The 16203-nt window shown below is 71.7% G+C and carries 18 protein-coding genes; 8 read left to right on the plus strand and 10 right to left on the minus strand.

Translation table 11 applies throughout. The annotated features are described in order from the left end of the window. Positions 1-87 precede the first annotated feature (87 nt). The 8 genes from AB0H82_RS06560 to AB0H82_RS06595 all read right to left on the minus strand — a co-directional run bounded on the left by AB0H82_RS06560 (position 88) and on the right by AB0H82_RS06595 (position 8482). Entirely contained in the window at positions 88-1050 is a 963-nt protein-coding gene (locus AB0H82_RS06560; protein ID WP_362989487.1) for an NAD-dependent epimerase/dehydratase family protein, read from the minus strand. Between the two features lie 237 nt (positions 1051-1287). Beyond that, positions 1288-1704 (minus strand): CBS domain-containing protein, encoded by a 417-nt coding sequence (locus AB0H82_RS06565; RefSeq protein WP_362989489.1) that lies wholly within the window; start codon positions 1702-1704, stop codon positions 1288-1290. 111 nt (positions 1705-1815) lie between these two features. Then, positions 1816-2172 (minus strand): DUF6479 family protein, encoded by a 357-nt coding sequence (locus AB0H82_RS06570; RefSeq protein ID WP_362989491.1) that lies wholly within the window; start codon positions 2170-2172, stop codon positions 1816-1818. A 55-nt stretch (positions 2173-2227) separates the two neighbouring features. Continuing rightward, positions 2228-3427, minus strand: a complete 1200-nt coding sequence (locus AB0H82_RS06575) for a metallophosphoesterase (RefSeq protein ID WP_362989493.1) — start codon at positions 3425-3427, stop codon at positions 2228-2230. An 86-nt stretch (positions 3428-3513) separates the two neighbouring features. After that, complete coding sequence (locus AB0H82_RS06580; RefSeq protein ID WP_362989495.1) at positions 3514-5424, minus strand: ABC transporter ATP-binding protein; 1911 nt, start codon at positions 5422-5424, stop codon at positions 3514-3516. A 57-nt stretch (positions 5425-5481) separates the two neighbouring features. After that, entirely contained in the window at positions 5482-6339 is an 858-nt protein-coding gene (locus tag AB0H82_RS06585) for a GNAT family N-acetyltransferase (protein ID WP_362989497.1), read from the minus strand. A gap of 72 nt (positions 6340-6411) precedes the next feature. Beyond that, complete coding sequence (locus AB0H82_RS06590; protein ID WP_362989499.1) at positions 6412-7701, minus strand: MFS transporter; 1290 nt, start codon at positions 7699-7701, stop codon at positions 6412-6414. Beyond that, positions 7694-8482 (minus strand): FadR/GntR family transcriptional regulator, encoded by a 789-nt coding sequence (locus AB0H82_RS06595; protein WP_362989501.1) that lies wholly within the window; start codon positions 8480-8482, stop codon positions 7694-7696. The genes AB0H82_RS06590 and AB0H82_RS06595 overlap by 8 nt, the downstream gene beginning before the upstream one ends. A 242-nt stretch (positions 8483-8724) precedes the next feature. Here AB0H82_RS06595 and AB0H82_RS06600 point away from each other — a divergent pair, with 242 nt between their 5' ends. Beyond that, positions 8725-9615: a glycoside hydrolase family 19 protein gene (locus tag AB0H82_RS06600; protein WP_362989503.1), complete on the plus strand. Its 891-nt coding sequence runs from the start codon at positions 8725-8727 to the stop codon at positions 9613-9615. 41 nt (positions 9616-9656) lie between these two features. Here the strand turns inward: AB0H82_RS06600 and AB0H82_RS06605 are convergent, their stop codons facing one another. Beyond that, a complete protein-coding gene (locus AB0H82_RS06605) occupies positions 9657-10208 on the minus strand; it encodes a TetR/AcrR family transcriptional regulator (RefSeq protein WP_362989505.1) in 552 nt (183 codons plus the stop codon). Between the two features lie 200 nt (positions 10209-10408). Here AB0H82_RS06605 and AB0H82_RS06610 point away from each other — a divergent pair, with 200 nt between their 5' ends. The 3 genes from AB0H82_RS06610 (at position 10409) to AB0H82_RS06620 (ending at position 13046) form a co-directional block, all read left to right on the plus strand. Further along, the gene (locus AB0H82_RS06610; protein ID WP_362989507.1) at positions 10409-10882 is read left to right on the plus strand and encodes a nuclear transport factor 2 family protein; all 474 of its coding nucleotides are present in this window, start codon (positions 10409-10411) and stop codon (positions 10880-10882) included. 128 nt (positions 10883-11010) lie between these two features. Further along, complete coding sequence (locus AB0H82_RS06615; RefSeq protein ID WP_362989509.1) at positions 11011-11427, plus strand: CBS domain-containing protein; 417 nt, start codon at positions 11011-11013, stop codon at positions 11425-11427. Positions 11428-11648: 221 nt separating this feature from the next. Next, positions 11649-13046 carry an NADP-dependent succinic semialdehyde dehydrogenase gene (locus AB0H82_RS06620; protein ID WP_362989511.1) on the plus strand — a complete coding sequence of 466 codons (1398 nt, stop codon included), beginning with the start codon at positions 11649-11651 and terminating at the stop codon, positions 13044-13046. A 46-nt stretch (positions 13047-13092) separates the two neighbouring features. Here the strand turns inward: AB0H82_RS06620 and AB0H82_RS06625 are convergent, their stop codons facing one another. Then, a complete protein-coding gene (locus tag AB0H82_RS06625; protein ID WP_362989513.1) occupies positions 13093-13320 on the minus strand; it encodes a DUF5133 domain-containing protein in 228 nt (75 codons plus the stop codon). A 123-nt stretch (positions 13321-13443) separates the two neighbouring features. Here AB0H82_RS06625 and AB0H82_RS06630 point away from each other — a divergent pair, with 123 nt between their 5' ends. The 4 genes from AB0H82_RS06630 to AB0H82_RS06645 all read left to right on the plus strand — a co-directional run bounded on the left by AB0H82_RS06630 (position 13444) and on the right by AB0H82_RS06645 (position 16200). Further along, positions 13444-13965 carry a DUF6328 family protein gene (locus AB0H82_RS06630; protein ID WP_362989515.1) on the plus strand — a complete coding sequence of 174 codons (522 nt, stop codon included), beginning with the start codon at positions 13444-13446 and terminating at the stop codon, positions 13963-13965. A gap of 228 nt (positions 13966-14193) precedes the next feature. After that, on the plus strand, positions 14194-14907 hold the full coding sequence (locus tag AB0H82_RS06635) for a HemK2/MTQ2 family protein methyltransferase (RefSeq protein WP_362989517.1): 714 nt from the start codon (positions 14194-14196) through the stop codon (positions 14905-14907). Next, positions 14891-15151, plus strand: a complete 261-nt coding sequence (locus AB0H82_RS06640) for a CDGSH iron-sulfur domain-containing protein (protein WP_362989519.1) — start codon at positions 14891-14893, stop codon at positions 15149-15151. The genes AB0H82_RS06635 and AB0H82_RS06640 overlap by 17 nt, the downstream gene beginning before the upstream one ends. Next, entirely contained in the window at positions 15148-16200 is a 1053-nt protein-coding gene (locus AB0H82_RS06645) for an iron-containing redox enzyme family protein (protein ID WP_362989521.1), read from the plus strand. Before AB0H82_RS06640 ends, AB0H82_RS06645 begins: the two co-directional genes overlap by 4 nt. The last annotated feature ends 3 nt before the right edge of the window (positions 16201-16203 follow it).

The raw sequence follows: 16203 nt of genomic DNA on the forward strand, positions 1-16203 counted from the left end.
AGCGGTACGGGGAACATGACCAAGCTGGGTCTGGGCAGGCAGGTTTCCCGCGAGGGGCGGCGGCTCGGTGGGCGCGCCGCGCGGCGGTCAGTGGCCCGCTGTGGCGCGGAACCAGTCGATGGTGCGCCGCAGGCCTTCCTCGGCGGCGACTTCCGGTTCCCAGCCGAGCTTGTCGCGGGCCAGGGTGATGTCCGGGCAGCGCACGGCCGGGTCGTCCGTCGGCCGGTCGATGAAGCGGATCTCCGAGCGGGAGCCGGTGAGTTCGATGACCAGGCGCGCCAGTTCGAGCATGGTGATCTCGGTGGGGTTGCCGATGTTGACCGGGCCGCGCATGCCGTGGGCGGCTGCCGCGAGGATGCCGCGCACGGTGTCGTCGACGTAGCAGAGCGAGCGGGTCTGGTTGCCGTCGCCGGTGACGGTCAGCGGCTCGCCGTCGAGTGCCTGCCGGACGAAGGTCGGCACCGCACGGCCGTCGTGGCCGCGCATCCGGGGCCCGTAGGTGTTGAAGAGGCGCACGATGCCGGTGTCGGTGCCTTCGGCGTCGGCGTGTGCGGTGGTCAGGGCCTCGCCGAACCGCTTCGCCTCGTCGTACACGCTGCGCGGTCCGACCGGGTTGACGTGGCCCCAGTACCGCTCGTCCTGGGGGTTCTGCTCCGGATCTCCGTAGACCTCCGAGGTCGAGGCGAGTACGAAGCGGGCGTCGGACCGGTGGGCGAGTTCCAGGGCGTGACGTGTGCCGAGGCTGCCCGTGTCCAGGGTGTGGAGGGGGAGCCGCAGGTAGTCGGCGGGCGACGCCGGGGAGGCGAAGTGGAGGACGAGGTCGACGGGCCGCTCCACGGTGAGTCCCTCGGCGACGTTCGCCTGTATCAGCCGGAAGCCGGGCCGGTCGAGGAGCGGCGCCAGATTCTCGGGCCGCCCGGTGCTGAAGTCGTCGACGCAGGTCACAGCGGTGCCTGCGGCCAGCAGGGCGGTGCAGAGGTGCGAGCCGACGAAGCCTCCGCCGCCGGTGACGACGGCGTGCTCCCACTTTCCTGACAGAGCTGTGGTCATCCAGGACTCCTCCGTACACGGGGACGGCGTACCCGATGCGGTGCCGACCGCCGGTCGCCGGCGGCTTCCGGGGCCGCCGAGTTCTCGATCAGCCTCTGTCAGGTCAGCGCGGACGGCTCGGTGGTGTACGGCATACGGGTGACGCGTTCGCGCCGTCGGGCACGCGGAATGCCCGCCGCGCCACGCCGGTGGCGGCGTCGCGGGCGGGCATCGGGAACGCGGGGCCCGACTGCGTGTTCAGTCGGAGGAGAGGGCTTCGAGGAGCTGTCCCACGGACGGGTCGGGAAGGCTGCGGGCGACGTCGGCCTGGGCGACGACGCCGATGAGGTCGTGGCCGTCGATCACCGGCAGTCGGCGGACCTTGTGGGACGTCATGGTGCGCATGATCTCGTCGGCGTCGTCGTCCGCGCCGATGGTGACGGCCTCGCCCTGGGCGAGCTCACCGGCCTTGGTGCCGGCCGGGTCCTTGCCCTGGCCGAGGACCTTCACGACGATGTCGCGGTCCGTCAGCATGCCCTTGAGCCGGTTGTCGGTGCCGCAGATGGGCAGCGCCCCGACGCCGAGCTCGGTCATCTTCCGGGCGGCGAGCAGGACGCTTTCTTCGGCGCCGATGCACTCCGCGCCGCCGGTCATGATGTCTCTGGCGGTGGTCATGTCACTCCGTGGGTCGGTCCGCTGAGGGGCAGCCCTATGGGTTCCCGGGAGCGGCACGGGGTGTATCGCCGCCGTACGGGTCTATTTCCGGCCGCGGCCGCCTCGGCCGCCTCAGCTTCCGAGGCCGCCGCCGCCGAAGCTGCCGCCGCTGCCCTTCCTGTGGTCGTCCGGGTCCTGGGAGGGGCTGGGGTGCGTGCCGGACTTGCCGTACCCGTCGTTGAGCTCGTGCGGCGTGAGACGGCCGCCGTCCTGCGGCATCTCGTCCGGGTCGCGGTACTCCCGCTCCTCCCGCACCGGTCCGTCGTACGGCCGTTTCGGCTGCTCTTCGGGGCTCGGCGTGCGCGTCTCGCGTGCTTGGGCGCGCCGGCCCCAGAAGAAGGCGGCCAGGAGCACGCCGGCCACGACGATGCCGGCGACCCACATCAGCAGGGCCACGGTGTGCGGGACAGCCAGTTCCATTGGTTCCATACAGGGGGTGTACCCGCCCTGCTCGAAAAATAGCTTAAATCGCCCTTTTGCGACGTCACTGCACGGGCGTGGCTGTCCGCATACGGTGGGCGAGGCGGGCCCGGCGTGTGGCGACGTCGACCGTGTACGCCTCGACGGTCATCGCTCGCTCGGACACCTTCAGCACCATGAAGCCGTGCTCGGAGAAGTTCTGCCAGGCCGACGGATGATTGAAATGGGCCCTTCCGTCGCCGGCCTTCCCGGCGGCGCCGCAGACGATCTGCCGGGTGCCGCCGGTGCGGGCGGTGGGCTCCAGGATCTGCAGCGTGTGGTCGTGCCCGGACAGGATCAGGTCGGCGCGCCCGCACACCACTTCCTCGTACAGCTCCTTGAGGTGGATGCCGCTGGTGTAGTGGCCGATCACGAAACCGTCGTACGAGCCGGCGCTCCCGTGCTTGCCGTTGTTCAGGTACGGGTGGTGGCCGAGCACGATCTTCCAGCGTGCCCGCGACGCCTTGAGCGCGCTGTAAAGCCACTCGCGCTGCGCGCGCATGTAGGGGCCGTTCCACCGGTAGTGCGGGTCGAGCTGGGCGACGTAGGACGAGACGGGGTTGGTGTCGATGGCGAAGAACTCGACCACCGGGTCGTTCCCGGCCGTGGCGGGCAGCGCGACGTTGTAGTAGCGGCTCGGCATGTACCAGCGGGGCGATCCCTGGGCGTAGGCGACCTCCCGGTCGCCGCGTGACGGGTCGCCGCCGCTGCCCGGTATCAGGCCGGAGCAGTCGTGGTTGCCGAGGACCATCAGCCACGGCATGTCCACACCGGAGTTGGGCTCCTCGAACTTGGTGCGGAACTCCGAGTCGTCGGCGGACTCCGGGCCGTTCTCGTAGATGTTGTCGCCGAGGCCGACCGCGAGGCCGATGCCCTCGGCGCGGCACACCTCGCGGGCGGCGGCGGCCACCGCGTGCTGGGCCTCCTCGCCGGTGCCTGCGTCACCGGTGAGGAGCACCGCGTACTCCCCCGACCTGTTCGGAGACGCCGGAAAGGGGAACTTGCCGGTGCGGGAGGCCGCCGCGGCGGGGGTCTGCGCCCCGCCCGGCAGCACGGTCAGCGCCGCCGCGCCCGCCACCACACCGCCCAGCACGGTCCGGCGGCGCGGCGCCCGCAGCTGCCTGACCCGCTCCCCCACCGGCCCTTCGGCGAGCGCCGGATCGGCCCGCAGCCACTGGTCCTCCGTCAGATCCGCGCCCGGTGGTATCAACTCGTCGTCGCACATGGAGGGTTTCTCTCACGGGTGCGCGTGTGGTTGGTGGTGAACCGATGAACTCCTGGTGGACGAATGGACACGGGCCGTCGCACCTCTCAGGCCGCTGTCACGACCTCCGCCGGATCCGCAGGGTCCGCCGGCTCCGTGCCCTTGGCGAACTGGGTCCGGTACAACTCCGCGTACCGCCCCTCGACGGCCAGGAGTTCGTCGTGCGTCCCGCGTTCGACGATCTGTCCCGCCTCGACGACGAGGATCTGGTCGGCGGACCGCACGGTGGACAGCCGGTGCGCGATCACCACGGCGGTACGGCCTTCGAGCGCCTCGGCCAGCGCCTCCTGCACGGCGGCTTCCGAGGTGTTGTCCAGGTGGGCCGTCGCCTCGTCGAGGATGACGACGCGCTGCCCGGCGAGGAGCAGCCGCGCGATGGTCATCCGCTGCCGTTCGCCGCCGGAGAGGCGGTATCCGCGCTCGCCGACCACGGTGTCCAGGCCGTCGGGCAGCGAGCGGACGAGGTCTTCGAGGCGGGCCCGCCGCAGGACGTCCCACAGCTCGTCCTCGCTCGCGCCGGGCCGGGCGAGGAGCAGGTTGTCGCGGACGGACTCGTGGAAGAGGTGACCGTCCTGCGTCACCATGCCGAGGGTGGCCCGCATCGAGTCGGCGGACAGGTCCCGCACGTCGACGCCCCCGATCCGGACGGTGCCCTCGTCGGTGTCGTAGAGGCGCGGCAGCAGCTGCGCGATGGTCGACTTGCCCGCTCCGGAGGAGCCGACGAGCGCGATGGTCTGGCCGGGCTCGGCGCGGAAGGACAGTCCGTGCAGGACTTCGTCGCCGCCGCGCGTGTCGAGGGATGCGACCTCTTCGAGGGAGGCGAGGGAGACCTTGTCGGCGGAGGGGTAGCCGAACCGGACGTTGTCGAACTCGATGGCGACGGGCCCGTCGGGCACCGGCACCGGCTTCTCCTTCTCCTCGATGAGCGGCTTCAGGTCGAGCACCTCGAAGACCCGTTCGAAGCTGACGAGGGCGCTCATCACCTCGACGCGCGCTCCCGCCAGCGAGGTCAGCGGTGCGTAGAGCCGGGTGAGCAGCAGGGCCAGCGCGACGACGTCGCCCGCCGCGAGGGTCCCTTCCAGCGCGAAGTACCCGCCGAGGCCGTAGACGAGCGCCAGCGCGAGGGCCGACACCAGGGTGAGCGCGGTGATGAACGCGGACTGCGCCATCGCGGTCCGTACGCCGATGTCCCGCACCCGGCGGGCCCGCGCGGCGAACTCCGCGGACTCGTCGGCGGGCCGGCCGAAGAGCTTGATGAGGGTGGCGCCGGGTGCCGAGAAGCGCTCGGTCATGCGGGTGCCCATGGCGGCGTTGTGGTGCGCGGCCTCGCGCTGCAGCCTGGCCATGCGTGAGCCCATGCGGCGCGCGGGCACGACGAAGACGGGCAGCAGCACCAGCGCGAGGAGGGTGATCTGCCAGGAGAGCGTCAGCATGACGACGAGGGTCAGGAGCAGCGTGACGACGTTCCCGACGACGCCGGACAGCGTGTTGCTGAACGCCCGCTGCGCGCCGACCACGTCGTTGTTGAGGCGGCTGACCAGCGCGCCCGTGCGGGTGCGGGTGAAGAAGGCGACGGGCATCCGCTGTACGTGGTCGAAGACGGCGGTCCGCAGATCGAGGATGAGGCCTTCGCCGAGGTTCGCCGACAGCCAGCGGCTCAGGAGTCCGAGGCCGGCCTCGGCGAGCGCGATGACGGCGATGAGCACGGCGTACCGCACGACGGTCGAGGATTCGGAGCCCTTCACGATCGCCGTGACAACATGCCCGGCGAGGACGGGAGTTGCCACGGCGAGCAGTGCGGTGAGGACGCTCAGCAGCACGAACTGCCAGATGCGTCGGCGGTGGGGCCGCGCGAAGGCGCCGATGCGGCGCAGCGTGGCTCGGGCGAAGGGGCGGCGGTCCTGCTGCGCGTTCATGACGCTGTACATCTGCGTCCACGCGGTCGTTTCCATGCTCATGCTGGAAGGTTATGACCTCAACTAAACTTGAGGTCAAGGCTCGACCGCCGCTTTCACCTAGCCGAGTTCCAGCGAGGTGACGCCGAAGACCCGGCGCTCCGCGTACTCCCGTATCGGTCCCGTGTACATGCGGGCGGTGTCGAAGGTGGGCTTCATGCCGCGCGCCTCGGCGAGCGCCACCGCCTCCGGGTTGGTCTCGGGCACGTCCATCGCGACGGGCGCGCCGTCCGTCTCCGCGGCCAGCGCGTCCAGGAGCGCCTCGGCGTCGGCGCGGGTGTCGGCGAACAGCGGACCGACGCGCGGGGCGTCACGGCCGGGGCGGAGCACTCCGTACCCGGTCAGTCGGCCGTCGACGATGCGGGCGAGCGCCCGGTGGCCCGGGGCGGCGAGCCAGGACTCCAGGAAGCGCGGCCGGTCGGCGGGCAGACATGCGCTGTCGTACGCCAGGAGCGCCCGCAGGCCCGCCGCCTCGACGGGGCGCACATGCCGGTCGGGTGCGCCGGCCGCGGGCAGCGGGCCGAGGTAGCGCAGCGTGCCGTGCCGCCGCTCGAAGCCGGAGCGGCGGTAGTTGTCCTGCTGGGCAGGGACGCCGTCCAGGCCGACGATCCTGCCCTCGGCGTGTGCGAGCCCCGTCCGCCAGGTGGCGAGGCCGAAGCCGCGGCCTCGCCGGTCGGGGCGGACGAGGTAGAAGCCCAGGAAGGCGTAACTGTCCCCGTAGTTGACCACGGAGATCGCGGAGACGGGTTCGCCGTCGAGGCGGCCCAGGAAGAACCCGTCGGGGTCCTGCGCGAAGAACGAGGGGGCGTCGCCGAGGCCGGGGTTCCAGCCCTCGTCCGCCGCCCAGCCCGTCACCACTCGCCAGTCGTCGAGCGTCGCCCGTGACACCGAGAGCCGCCCGGGGGCCGAATCCGTCATCGCTGCACCCTTCTCGATCCGACACGGCGGGCCGTGGAGGACCGCACCGGATGCATCCTGCCCGACCCGGCGTCAGCCGATGCCCGCCACGTGCCGGTCGCGTGCGGCGCCGAGCCCGGCCACGACCTGAGGCACCAGCAGGACGAGCAGGAGGACGAGCGGCACGGTCCAGCTGTGCGAGACGTCGTGGACGGCGCCCAGGAGGGTCGGTCCGGTGGCGGCGAGGATGTACCCGAAACACTGCGACATGCTGGAGAGTTGCGCCGCGTGCCGGGCGTCGGGCGCCCGCTGCACGATGAAGAGCAGCGCCAGGCTGATGGCCGCGCCCTGCCCGAGGCCGAGCAGCGTCATCCACAGATAGGCGCCGCCGACCGGCGCGGCGAGCAGTCCGGCGAAGCCGAGCGCGCACAGGACGGCGCCGAGCGCGGCGAGGGTGCCCGAGCGCAGCCTGCGGCCGACGATCACCGGGGCCAGGAAGGAGCCCGCGATGCCGAGCAGCGAGGAGAAGGAGAGCATCCAGCCGGCGTCGCCCGCGTCCATCCCCGCGTCCTGGAAGACCGTCGGCAGCCAGGCGGCGGCCGCGTAGTAGTTGAGGGACTGCAGGCCCATGTACGCGGTGACCTGCCAGGCCAGCGGGGAGCGCCACAGGCCGCGTACGGGATGCGCGGCCTGCCGTGCCGCGGCCGCGCCCACCCGCGTACGCGACCGGATCTGCGGCAGCCACACGAGCAGCGCCACCACCGCGAGCGCACCCCAACAGGCGAGCGTCGTCCGCCAGTTCATGCCGCTCGCCTGCTGCACGGGCAGCGTCACACCGGCCGCGAGCGCCGCGCCGCCGAACAGCGACATCGAGTACAGGCCGGTCATCAGGCCCGCCCTCGCGGGGAAGTCACGCTTGATGAGACCGGGCAGCAGGACGTTGGCGACGGCGATGCCCGCGCCGATGACGACGGTGCCCGCGAAGAGCGCGACGACCGAGTCGAGCATGCGCAGTGCCGTGCCCGCACAGATCAGCACCATCGTGCCGAGCAGCGACCGCTCCATGCCGAGGCTTCGGCCGAGCCGCGGCGCGACGGGCGCGAGCAGCCCGAAGCAGAGCAGCGGCAGCGCGGTGAGCAGACTGGTCGCGGCGGCCGACATGCCGCTGTCGTCGCGGATGGTATCGGCGAGCGGGGACACGGCGACAAGGGCGGGCCGAAGATTGAGAGCAAGAAGCACGACCCCGAGGGCGAGGTAGAGGGCGCCGCGTCGGGATATCGGGGGTGTTGGGGGGTTCGGCGAGGCCGCGGCGCCGGGTGAGGCCGTTCTGGTGCCGGCGGGCGCGACTTCCGCGCATGCGGCTTCCGGTGCTGCCTCACTCATCTGCTGCTCCTGGTTCGTTCTCGTCGGCGCCGAAGGCGGTGTCAGGGACGGTGCCGGGGGTGGCGTCCGGCGCGGTGTCGGGGGTGCCGGGCGGGTGTTCGCGCAGTGCGGCCATGCCCTCGGCGAGATGCGCCAGCACCGCGGCCTCCGCGGCCTCGGGGTCGCGCGCCTCGATGGCGTCGACGATCGCCTCGTGGCCCGCGAGCTGGTGGCGCACCGCGTCCGGGACGGGTGCGCCGATGACGGACTGCACCGTGGAGCGCAGGGCCTCGCTGAGGTGGCCGTACAGCTCGGCGAGGACACTGTTGTGCGCCGCGTCGGCGACCGTCCGGTGAAAGGCCATGTCCGCGTCGACGAACGCGGCCGTGTTCCCGCTCTCCCACGCCAGGTTGCGCTCGGCGAGAGCGGCCCGCAGCGTCGCGAGGTCCTCGTCCGTGCGGCGCTCCGCCGCGTACCGGGCGGCGTCCCGCTCCAGGCTGGCGCGGACTTCGTACGCCTCAAGGACGCCGGCCCTGCGCACCCTGCGCTGCACGGCCGCGCCGAAGTCGCTGTTCGCCCGGACGTACGTGCCGTCGCCCTGCCGGGGCTCCAGCATGCCGGTGTGCACGAGTGCGCGGACCGCCTCCCGGACGGTGTTGCGCCCCACGGCGAGCTGCTCCACGAGCAGCGGCTCGGCCGGGATCTTCTCGCCCACCCGCCACTCGCCGTCGGCGATGAGGCTCTCCATCTGGGCGATGACGAGGTCGACGAGGCTCGTCCGGGCGGCGCTGCGCAACGGCATCCGTCGGCACCTTCTCTCACAACTCAAGGCATGGGAACATCCCATGTTTCTCGCGCTTCTCAGACATGGGAACATCCCATGTTTCGACTGTCAAACGAGGCACGAATGGGGGCACCGAACGAGGCTTTACCTTCCAGGGCTGGTCTAGACCTTGACAGGTCCAGACCATTTTCGCTTGAGTTCGCGAGACCCCCTGGAGGCGCGGCCCCCCGCAAACCGCGCCGCCCGTAAGGAGAGTTGGCATGATCCGACGCTTCACCAGCTTCGCGGCCGCGCTCGCCGCGCTCGGCGCGCTGATCGTCCTGGGCCCGGCCGCCACCACGGCGTCCGCCGCCGAGTGCGCCGCACCCTGGAGCTCCTCGTCCGTCTACACGGGCGGCAAGTCGGCCTCGTACAACGGACACAACTGGACCGCCAAGTGGTGGACCCAGAACGAGACCCCGGGCCGCTCCGACGTCTGGGCCGACCAGGGCACCTGCGGCGGCGGGACGGACCCGGGCAACCCCGACCCGTCCGGCTTCGTCGTCAGCGAGGCCCAGTTCAACCAGATGTTCCCGAGCCGGAACTCGTTCTACACGTACAAGGGCCTGACCGACGCGCTCAAGTCCTACCCGGCCTTCGCGAAGACCGGCAGCGACACCGTCAAGCGCCAGGAGGCGGCGGCGTTCCTCGCCAACGTCAGCCACGAGACGGGCGGCCTGAAGTACGTGGTCGAGCAGAACCAGAACAACTACCCGCACTACTGCGACAAGACCCAGCCCTACGGCTGCCCGGCAGGACAGGCCGCCTACTACGGCCGCGGCCCGATCCAGCTGAGCTGGAACTTCAACTACAAGGCCGCGGGTGACGCGCTCGGCATCGACCTGCTCAACAACCCCTATTTGGTCGAGCAGAACCCGGCCATCGCCTGGCAGACGGGCCTCTGGTACTGGAACACCCAGAGCGGCCCCGGCAAGATGACCCCGCACAACGCCATGGTCAACGGCGCGGGCTTCGGCGAGACCATCCGCGCCATCAACGGCACCCTGGAGTGCAACGGCGGCAACCCTGCCCAGGTCCAGAGCCGCATCGACCGCTACAAGGCCTTCACGCAGATCCTCGGCACCACCCCGGGCTCGAACCTGAGCTGCTGATACCCCGCGGGCGGGCCCGGCACACGGGCCCGCCCGCCCCGTCACACCGAGGCAAGCAGCCGCGCCGCGCCGCCGCGCGCCTGGCGGGCCGGGTCGGGCGAGCCGGAGATCGCGGCCGCCGTCATGGCCCCTTCGGCGAGCAGGACCAGCGGACCGACCAGGTCGCGCGGGGCACCCGCGTCCGCCACGAGAGCGGCCAGGTACGCGGCGAAGGCATCCTTGTGAGCCCGGACGGCGCCGGCCACCGCCGGGTCGACCGCGCCGAGTTCCCCGTACGAGTTGATGAAGGCGCAGCCCCGGAAGCCCGGCTCGGCGAACCACTCGTACAGCCAGTCGTAGACGGCGAGGACCCGCTCCTCGCCGTCCGCCTTTCGCGCCACATACGCGGCGAGGCGCTCGCGCCAGCGACGGTCGCGGCGCTCCAGGCAGGCCAGGACCAGCTCGGACTTGGACGGGAAGATCCGGTAGAGCCGCTTGAGGGAGATGCCCGAGGCGGCGCGGATCTGGTCCATGCCGACCGTCTGGATGCCGCGCTCGTAGAACAGCGCTTCGGCGGCGTCGAGGAGCCTGCCCTCCGCCTCCACTTGATCCATCGGGCTCCCCCATTGATCCATCGGGCTCCCCCACTCCTGACCGCCCGGCCGAGAACGTACGTTCTCCGAGGCTACTACGGCCTGTCACCACCCCGCACCATTGCGGGAGAACGAGCGTTCTCCTATCGTGGCGCCACGACGAGGGAGAACGAGCGTTTTCCCTCCGTGCGTCCCCGTGTCGAGCCCTCCAGGAGCACCCCATGGCCACTGCTGCCCGCCCCCCTGTCCCACCCTTCACCCGGAAGACCGCCATCGAGAAGGTGCGCCTCGCCGAGGACGGCTGGAACAGCCGCGACCCCGAGAAGGTGGCCCTCGCCTACAGCGAGAACTCCCGCTGGCGCAACCGCGCGGAGTTCGTCGCGGGCCGCGAGGCCATCGCCGGCTTCCTGTCCCGCAAGTGGGCCCGCGAGCTCGACTACCGGCTCATCAAGGAACTGTGGGCGCACGACGGCCACCGCATCGCCGTGCGCTTCGCCTACGAATGGCGGGACGACTCCGGCCACTGGTTCCGCTCGTACGGCAACGAGAACTGGGAGTTCGACGACAGCGGCCTGATGCACACCCGCCACGCCTGCATCAACGACCTGCCCATCCGGGAATCCGACCGCCTGTACCACTGGCCGCTCGGCCGCCGCCCCGACGACCACCCCGGCCTCACCGGCCTCGGTCTCTGAGCGGCCGAAAGCTCTGCCCGGACCGGGTGTTACCCCCTCGCACACTGGGCACCCGGTCGGCGACAGCGGCCCGGTCCACCCCATGGACGACGAGGCCGAACATTTCGCCGACCGGCAAGGAGATCCACATGACCACCGCACGCGAGATCATGACGCCGGGCGCAGAGTGCGCCGGAGCCGAGGAGACCGTGCTCCAGGCGGCCACCAAGATCACCGAGCTGGGTGTCGGCGCCCTTCCCATCTGCGGGACCGACAACCGCCTCAAGGGCGTCATCACCGACCGGGACATCGTGGTCAAGGTCCTGGGCAAGGGCAAGGACCCCTCGAAGGTCCTCGTGAAGGAGCTCGCGCAGGCCGAGGCCGTCACCATCGGCGCGGACGACAGCGTCGACGAGGTCTTCGCGACCATGACCTCGCACAAGGTGCGCCGGCTCCCCGTGATCGACGGGCGTTCCCTGGTGGGCATGGTCGCGCTCGCCGACGCCGCCCGCGCGCTGACCGACCCCAAGGCGGGTCAGCTCCTGGAGGCCCTCTCCACGGACTGACCGGATCATCCAGTCATCAGAACTGGCCGGACTGACCGGTCCGCCGTACCGAACGATCACCTCGCCGTGGGGCGGGCAGCCGCCCCACGGCGCCGGGCGGCCCTCTCCGGCATGCCGCCGCACGCGGGTCGCCCTACGGTGGACATTCCGGGGCCGCGTCGCCGCTCGGAGCCACACCGCCCCGGCCCCGCCGGGCCCCGGGCACCCCGAGGAGGAACCGCATGCCCATCGCCACGGTCGACCCGGCCACCGGTGAGACCCTCGAAACCTTCGAGCCACTGTCCGCCGACGAGGTACAGGAACGCCTCGCGGCGGCGGAATCCGCGTACGCCCACCACCGCACCACCGGCTTCGCCGAGCGCGCGCGGCTGCTCAACCGCGCCGCCGACCTCCTTGAGGAGGACGCCGCGGACGTCGCCCGCACCATGACGACCGAGATGGGCAAACCGGTGAAGGCCGCGCGGGCGGAGGCCGCGAAGTGCGTCAAGGCCATGCGCTGGTACGCGGAGCACGCCGAAGAGCTGCTCGCGGACGAAGAGCCCGCGCAGGACGACGTGTCCGACTCCGGCGCGTCCCGCGCGGTCGTCCACTACCGCCCCCTAGGCGTCGTCCTCGCCGTGATGCCGTGGAACTTCCCGCTCTGGCAGGTCATCCGCTTCGCCGCCCCCGCCCTCATGGCGGGCAACGTCGCCCTGCTCAAGCACGCCTCGAATGTGCCGAGGACCGCCCTCTACCTCCAGGACCTCTTCCGCCGCGCCGGCTATCCGGAAGGCTGCTTCCAGACGCTGCTGATCGGCTCGGGCGAGGTCGAGGACATCCTGCGCGACCGGCGAGTGGCCGCGGCGACGCTCACCGGCAGCGAGCCCGCAGGACGCTCGGTGGCGTCCGTGGCGGGCGACGAGATCAAGAAGACGGTGCTGGAACTGGGCGGCAGCGACCCGTATCTGGTGCTGCCAAGCGCCGACATCGAGCGGGCCGCCGCGACCGCGGTGACCGCCCGGGTCCAGAACAACGGCCAGTCCTGCATCGCCGCCAAGCGCTTCATCGTGCACGCCGACGTCTACGACGCCTTCCGCGACCACTTCGTCGCCGGCATGCGGGAGTTGACCGTGGGCGACCCGATGGACGAGGACACCGATGTGGGCCCGCTGTCGAGCGAGCAGGGCCGCGCGGACCTGGAGGAGCTCGTCGAGGACGCGCTGAGCCGGGGCGCGACCGCGCTGTGCGGCGGCGAACGGCCCAAGGAACAGGAGCGGGGCTGGTACTACTTGCCGACCGTCCTGGCGGACGTCACTCCGGAGATGCGGATCCACCGGGAGGAGACGTTCGGGCCCGTGGCCACGCTCTACCGCGTCGCGGACCTGGACGAGGCGGTGGCACTGGCCAACGACACGCCGTTCGGCCTGAGTTCGAACGTGTGGACCCGCGACGACGCCGACATCGCGCGGTGCGTGCGCGATCTCCAGGCGGGCGGCGTCTTCTTCAACGGCATGACCGCCTCCCACCCCGGACTGCCCTTCGGCGGCATCAAACGCTCCGGCTACGGACGGGAGCTGTCGGGCCACGGCATCCGCGAGTTCTGCAACGCCACGACGGTCTGGTACGGCGCCACGGAATGAACCAAGGAGGCCCGGGGTGCCCGCGGGCACCCCGGGTCGGTGACCCTCACGCCGACAGCAGCGAGTCGTCCATGGTCCTGGCGCCCGGCAGCCGGTGGCCCGCCGCGACGACCGCGGCGTCGACGTCGCTGGTGCCGGTGGCCAGGCACAGGCTGTACGCGATGTCCTCGTACGCCTGCCGGCTCTCGGCACTTCCCTGGTCGGCGCGGAGCACGGCCAGGGCCTTGTAGCGCTCCAGCAGGTCTTCCAGTACGACGGGGTGCGCCAGCAGCACGGGGTGCCTCCTCGGGTCGGGTACAACGGTTGCTCGACGTCCCGCCTGCCCCCGTGAACCGACTCGAATCAACATGAGTGCTTCCGTTTGTCGATCCGGCGGTTCATGGTCAGACTCGGTGATGTGGACACGTCGAACAGCAAGGCCGCGGGGCGGCCCGGACCGGAGACCCGCGACGACGGCCGCCGCGAGACCGAGAGCGAGCGCGCCGACCGCCGCTGGACCGAACTCATCCAGGAAGTGCGGGTGGCGCAGACCGGTGTGCAGATCCTGTTCGGCTTCCTGCTGACGGTCGTCTTCACGCCGCGGTTCACGGAGTTGAGCGACACCGACCGGACGATCTACATCGTGACGGTGCTGCTCGGCTCGGCGACGACGGGCGCCCTCATCGGGCCGGTCTCGTTCCACCGCGTCGTCTCGGGCCGGAAGATCAAACCGCAGGCGGTGGTGTGGGCGTCCCGGCTGACCTTCGTCGGCCTGATCCTCCTCCTCTGCACACTGACGACGGCACTCCTCCTCATCCTCCGGGTCGCCACCCACGACTCCGTGGTGCCCTGGCTCGTGGCCGGTGTCGTCGCCTGGTACCTGCTGTGCTGGTTCGTGCTGCCCGCGTGGGCGCGGCACAGGTACACGACGGCCGACTGAGCGCGTACGGCCGACAGCCTCCTCCCGTGTGGGTCGCGCAGGGATCAGGTGTGGATCACCGCGCCCGGGGCACCCAGTGTCAGGACCAAGCAGGCAGCAAATCCACACTGTTCGCGATAAGTCACCGGAAATCACTACGCGTCACTTTTCGGGTGGTGGCAGGTGACGAACGAGCGGAGTGTGGGAGGAGGAGCCTCTAGTGCAGTTCCCACAGACGGGAGATGCCACATGACCACGCACACTCGGTCGCCCATCCCGATTCCGGCACGCCCGACACGCCCGGCACGTCCCGGGCGTCTGGTCGCTCTGCCCGGCGTCTACGCACCGCAGCACGACACCGAGATGCTGGCCCGCGCCCTGTACCGCGAGCGCATCGGTGAGGGCACTTCCGTACTGGACCTGGGAACCGGCTCCGGGGCGCTCGCCGTGACGGCGGCCCGGCAGGGCGCGCGGGTGACGGCCCTCGACATCTCCTGGCGCGCGGTGCTGTCCACCTGGCTCAACGCACGCCTGTCCAGGCAGTCGGTCACCGTGCGCCGCGGCGACATGACCGCCGGGGTGCCGGCCGGACCGTACGACGTCGTGGTCAGCAATCCGCCCTACGTCCCCTCTCCCTCACCCCTGCTCCCCCGGCGCGGCCCGGCCCGCGCGTGGGACGGCGGACCGGCCGGCCGCGCCGTCGTGGACCGCGTCTGTGACGCCGCTCCCGACGCGCTGCGGGTCGGCGGCGTCCTGCTGATGGTGCACTCCGCGCTCTGCGACGTGGACGCCTCGCTGGAGCGGCTCGCGAACCGGGGCATGGAACCCGCCGTCGTGGAGCGGGAGTTCATTCCCTTCGGGCCCGTGATGCGCGCCCGCGAGGCGTGGCTGCGCCGCCGCAACCTCCTCGGGGAGGACGAGACCTGCGAGGAGCTGGTGGTGATCCGTGCCGAACGCCGCTGACCGACCTCGCCGCGTCACGGTCGACCGCGACGGGCCGCTCCTGGTGGAAGGGCCGGTCGAGGTGGTGGGTGACGACGGGACCGTCTCCGTCTCGCGGCGGTTCACGGTCGCGATCTGCACCTGCCGCCGCAGCCGTACGTACCCGTGGTGCGACACGAGCCACCGCCGACGGGTGAAGCAGCACGCGGACAAGGCGGACAAGCCGTCCGCGCCCGACACCGAGGAGCCGGAGACCTCGTCATGACCGCCCCCGCCGAACTGCGCCCCACCGTTCCGCCCCACGCCGAATCGCGGTACCGCAGCCCCGAGCTGCCGTCCGCCCGCGGCGAGCTGTCCCGCGGCGTGCTCGCCGCCCTGCGGAACGGCGGCCCGGTCCCCTCCCCGCGGGACGCCGAGCGCGCGGACCCGTACGGGGACGATCTCCAGCTCGCCCTCTACGTCCTCTACGAGCTCCACTACCAGGGGTTCGCGGAAGTCACCGACGAGTGGGAGTGGGACCCCGCCCTGCTGACCCTGCGCCGCGCGATGGAGCGGCGCTTCCTGGACGCCCTGCGCGCCGACGTGCCCCCGGGCGACGACGCGGAAGCGGCCCTGTCCGAGCTCCTGGTGGAACCGGTCGGGCACGACGAGGCGAGCGTCAGCCACCACCTCCAGCGGAACGGCGAGCTCTGGCAGCTGAGGGAGTACGCGGCGCTGCGCTCCCTGTACCACCTGAAGGAAGCCGACCCGCACGCCTGGGTCATCCCCCGGCTGCACGGCCGGGCCAAGGCGGCGATGGTGGCCGTCGAGTTCGACGAGTTCGGCGCGGGCCGCGCCGACGACATCCACGCCAGGCTCTTCGCCGAGCTCATGGCCGACCTCGGCCTGGAGACGTCCTACGGCCACTATGTGGACGCCGCCCCCGCCGACGCCCTCGCGACCGTGAACCTCATGTCCCTGTTCGGCCTGCACCGCGCCCACCGCGGGGCGCTGGTCGGGCACTTCGCCTGGGTCGAGGTGACGTCGTCGCCCGGCTCGCGACGGCTGGCGGCGGCGCTGCGCCGGGCGGGCGCGGGCCCGGCCGCGCAGCGGTTCTACGACGAACACGTGGAGGCGGACGCCGTGCACGAGCAGGTGGTGCGCCGCGACGTCGTCGGCGGTCTCCTGGCCGCGGAGCCGGATCTCGAAGCCGACGTCGCCTTCGGGGTCCGCGCCACCGGCTTCCTGGAGGACCGCCTCGGCGCCCGGCTCCTCGACTCGTGGCGGGGCGGGCACAGCGCGCTGCGCGTCCCGCTGTCCGGCACGGAGGGGTGAGCG

Source organism: Streptomyces sp. NPDC050732, from assembly GCF_040654255.1.
GTDB lineage: Bacteria > Actinomycetota > Actinomycetes > Streptomycetales > Streptomycetaceae > Streptomyces.

Excerpts from the sequence above, each read along its gene's own strand:
- AB0H82_RS06560 (WP_362989487.1), bottom strand. The coding sequence starts at position 1,050 with ATGACCACAGCTCTGTCAGGAAAGTGGGAGCACGCCGTCGTCACCGGC.
- AB0H82_RS06565 (WP_362989489.1), bottom strand. The coding sequence starts at position 1,704 with ATGACCACCGCCAGAGACATCATGACCGGCGGCGCGGAGTGCATCGGC.
- AB0H82_RS06570 (WP_362989491.1), bottom strand. The coding sequence starts at position 2,172 with ATGGAACCAATGGAACTGGCTGTCCCGCACACCGTGGCCCTGCTGATG.
- AB0H82_RS06575 (WP_362989493.1), bottom strand. The coding sequence starts at position 3,427 with ATGTGCGACGACGAGTTGATACCACCGGGCGCGGATCTGACGGAGGAC.
- AB0H82_RS06580 (WP_362989495.1), bottom strand. The coding sequence starts at position 5,424 with ATGAGCATGGAAACGACCGCGTGGACGCAGATGTACAGCGTCATGAAC.
- AB0H82_RS06585 (WP_362989497.1), bottom strand. The coding sequence starts at position 6,339 with ATGACGGATTCGGCCCCCGGGCGGCTCTCGGTGTCACGGGCGACGCTC.
- AB0H82_RS06590 (WP_362989499.1), bottom strand. The coding sequence starts at position 7,701 with ATGAGTGAGGCAGCACCGGAAGCCGCATGCGCGGAAGTCGCGCCCGCC.
- AB0H82_RS06595 (WP_362989501.1), bottom strand. The coding sequence starts at position 8,482 with ATGCCGTTGCGCAGCGCCGCCCGGACGAGCCTCGTCGACCTCGTCATC.
- AB0H82_RS06600 (WP_362989503.1), top strand. The coding sequence starts at position 8,725 with ATGATCCGACGCTTCACCAGCTTCGCGGCCGCGCTCGCCGCGCTCGGC.
- AB0H82_RS06605 (WP_362989505.1), bottom strand. The coding sequence starts at position 10,208 with ATGGATCAAGTGGAGGCGGAGGGCAGGCTCCTCGACGCCGCCGAAGCG.
- AB0H82_RS06610 (WP_362989507.1), top strand. The coding sequence starts at position 10,409 with ATGGCCACTGCTGCCCGCCCCCCTGTCCCACCCTTCACCCGGAAGACC.
- AB0H82_RS06615 (WP_362989509.1), top strand. The coding sequence starts at position 11,011 with ATGACCACCGCACGCGAGATCATGACGCCGGGCGCAGAGTGCGCCGGA.
- AB0H82_RS06620 (WP_362989511.1), top strand. The coding sequence starts at position 11,649 with ATGCCCATCGCCACGGTCGACCCGGCCACCGGTGAGACCCTCGAAACC.
- AB0H82_RS06635 (WP_362989517.1), top strand. The coding sequence starts at position 14,194 with ATGACCACGCACACTCGGTCGCCCATCCCGATTCCGGCACGCCCGACA.
- AB0H82_RS06645 (WP_362989521.1), top strand. The coding sequence starts at position 15,148 with ATGACCGCCCCCGCCGAACTGCGCCCCACCGTTCCGCCCCACGCCGAA.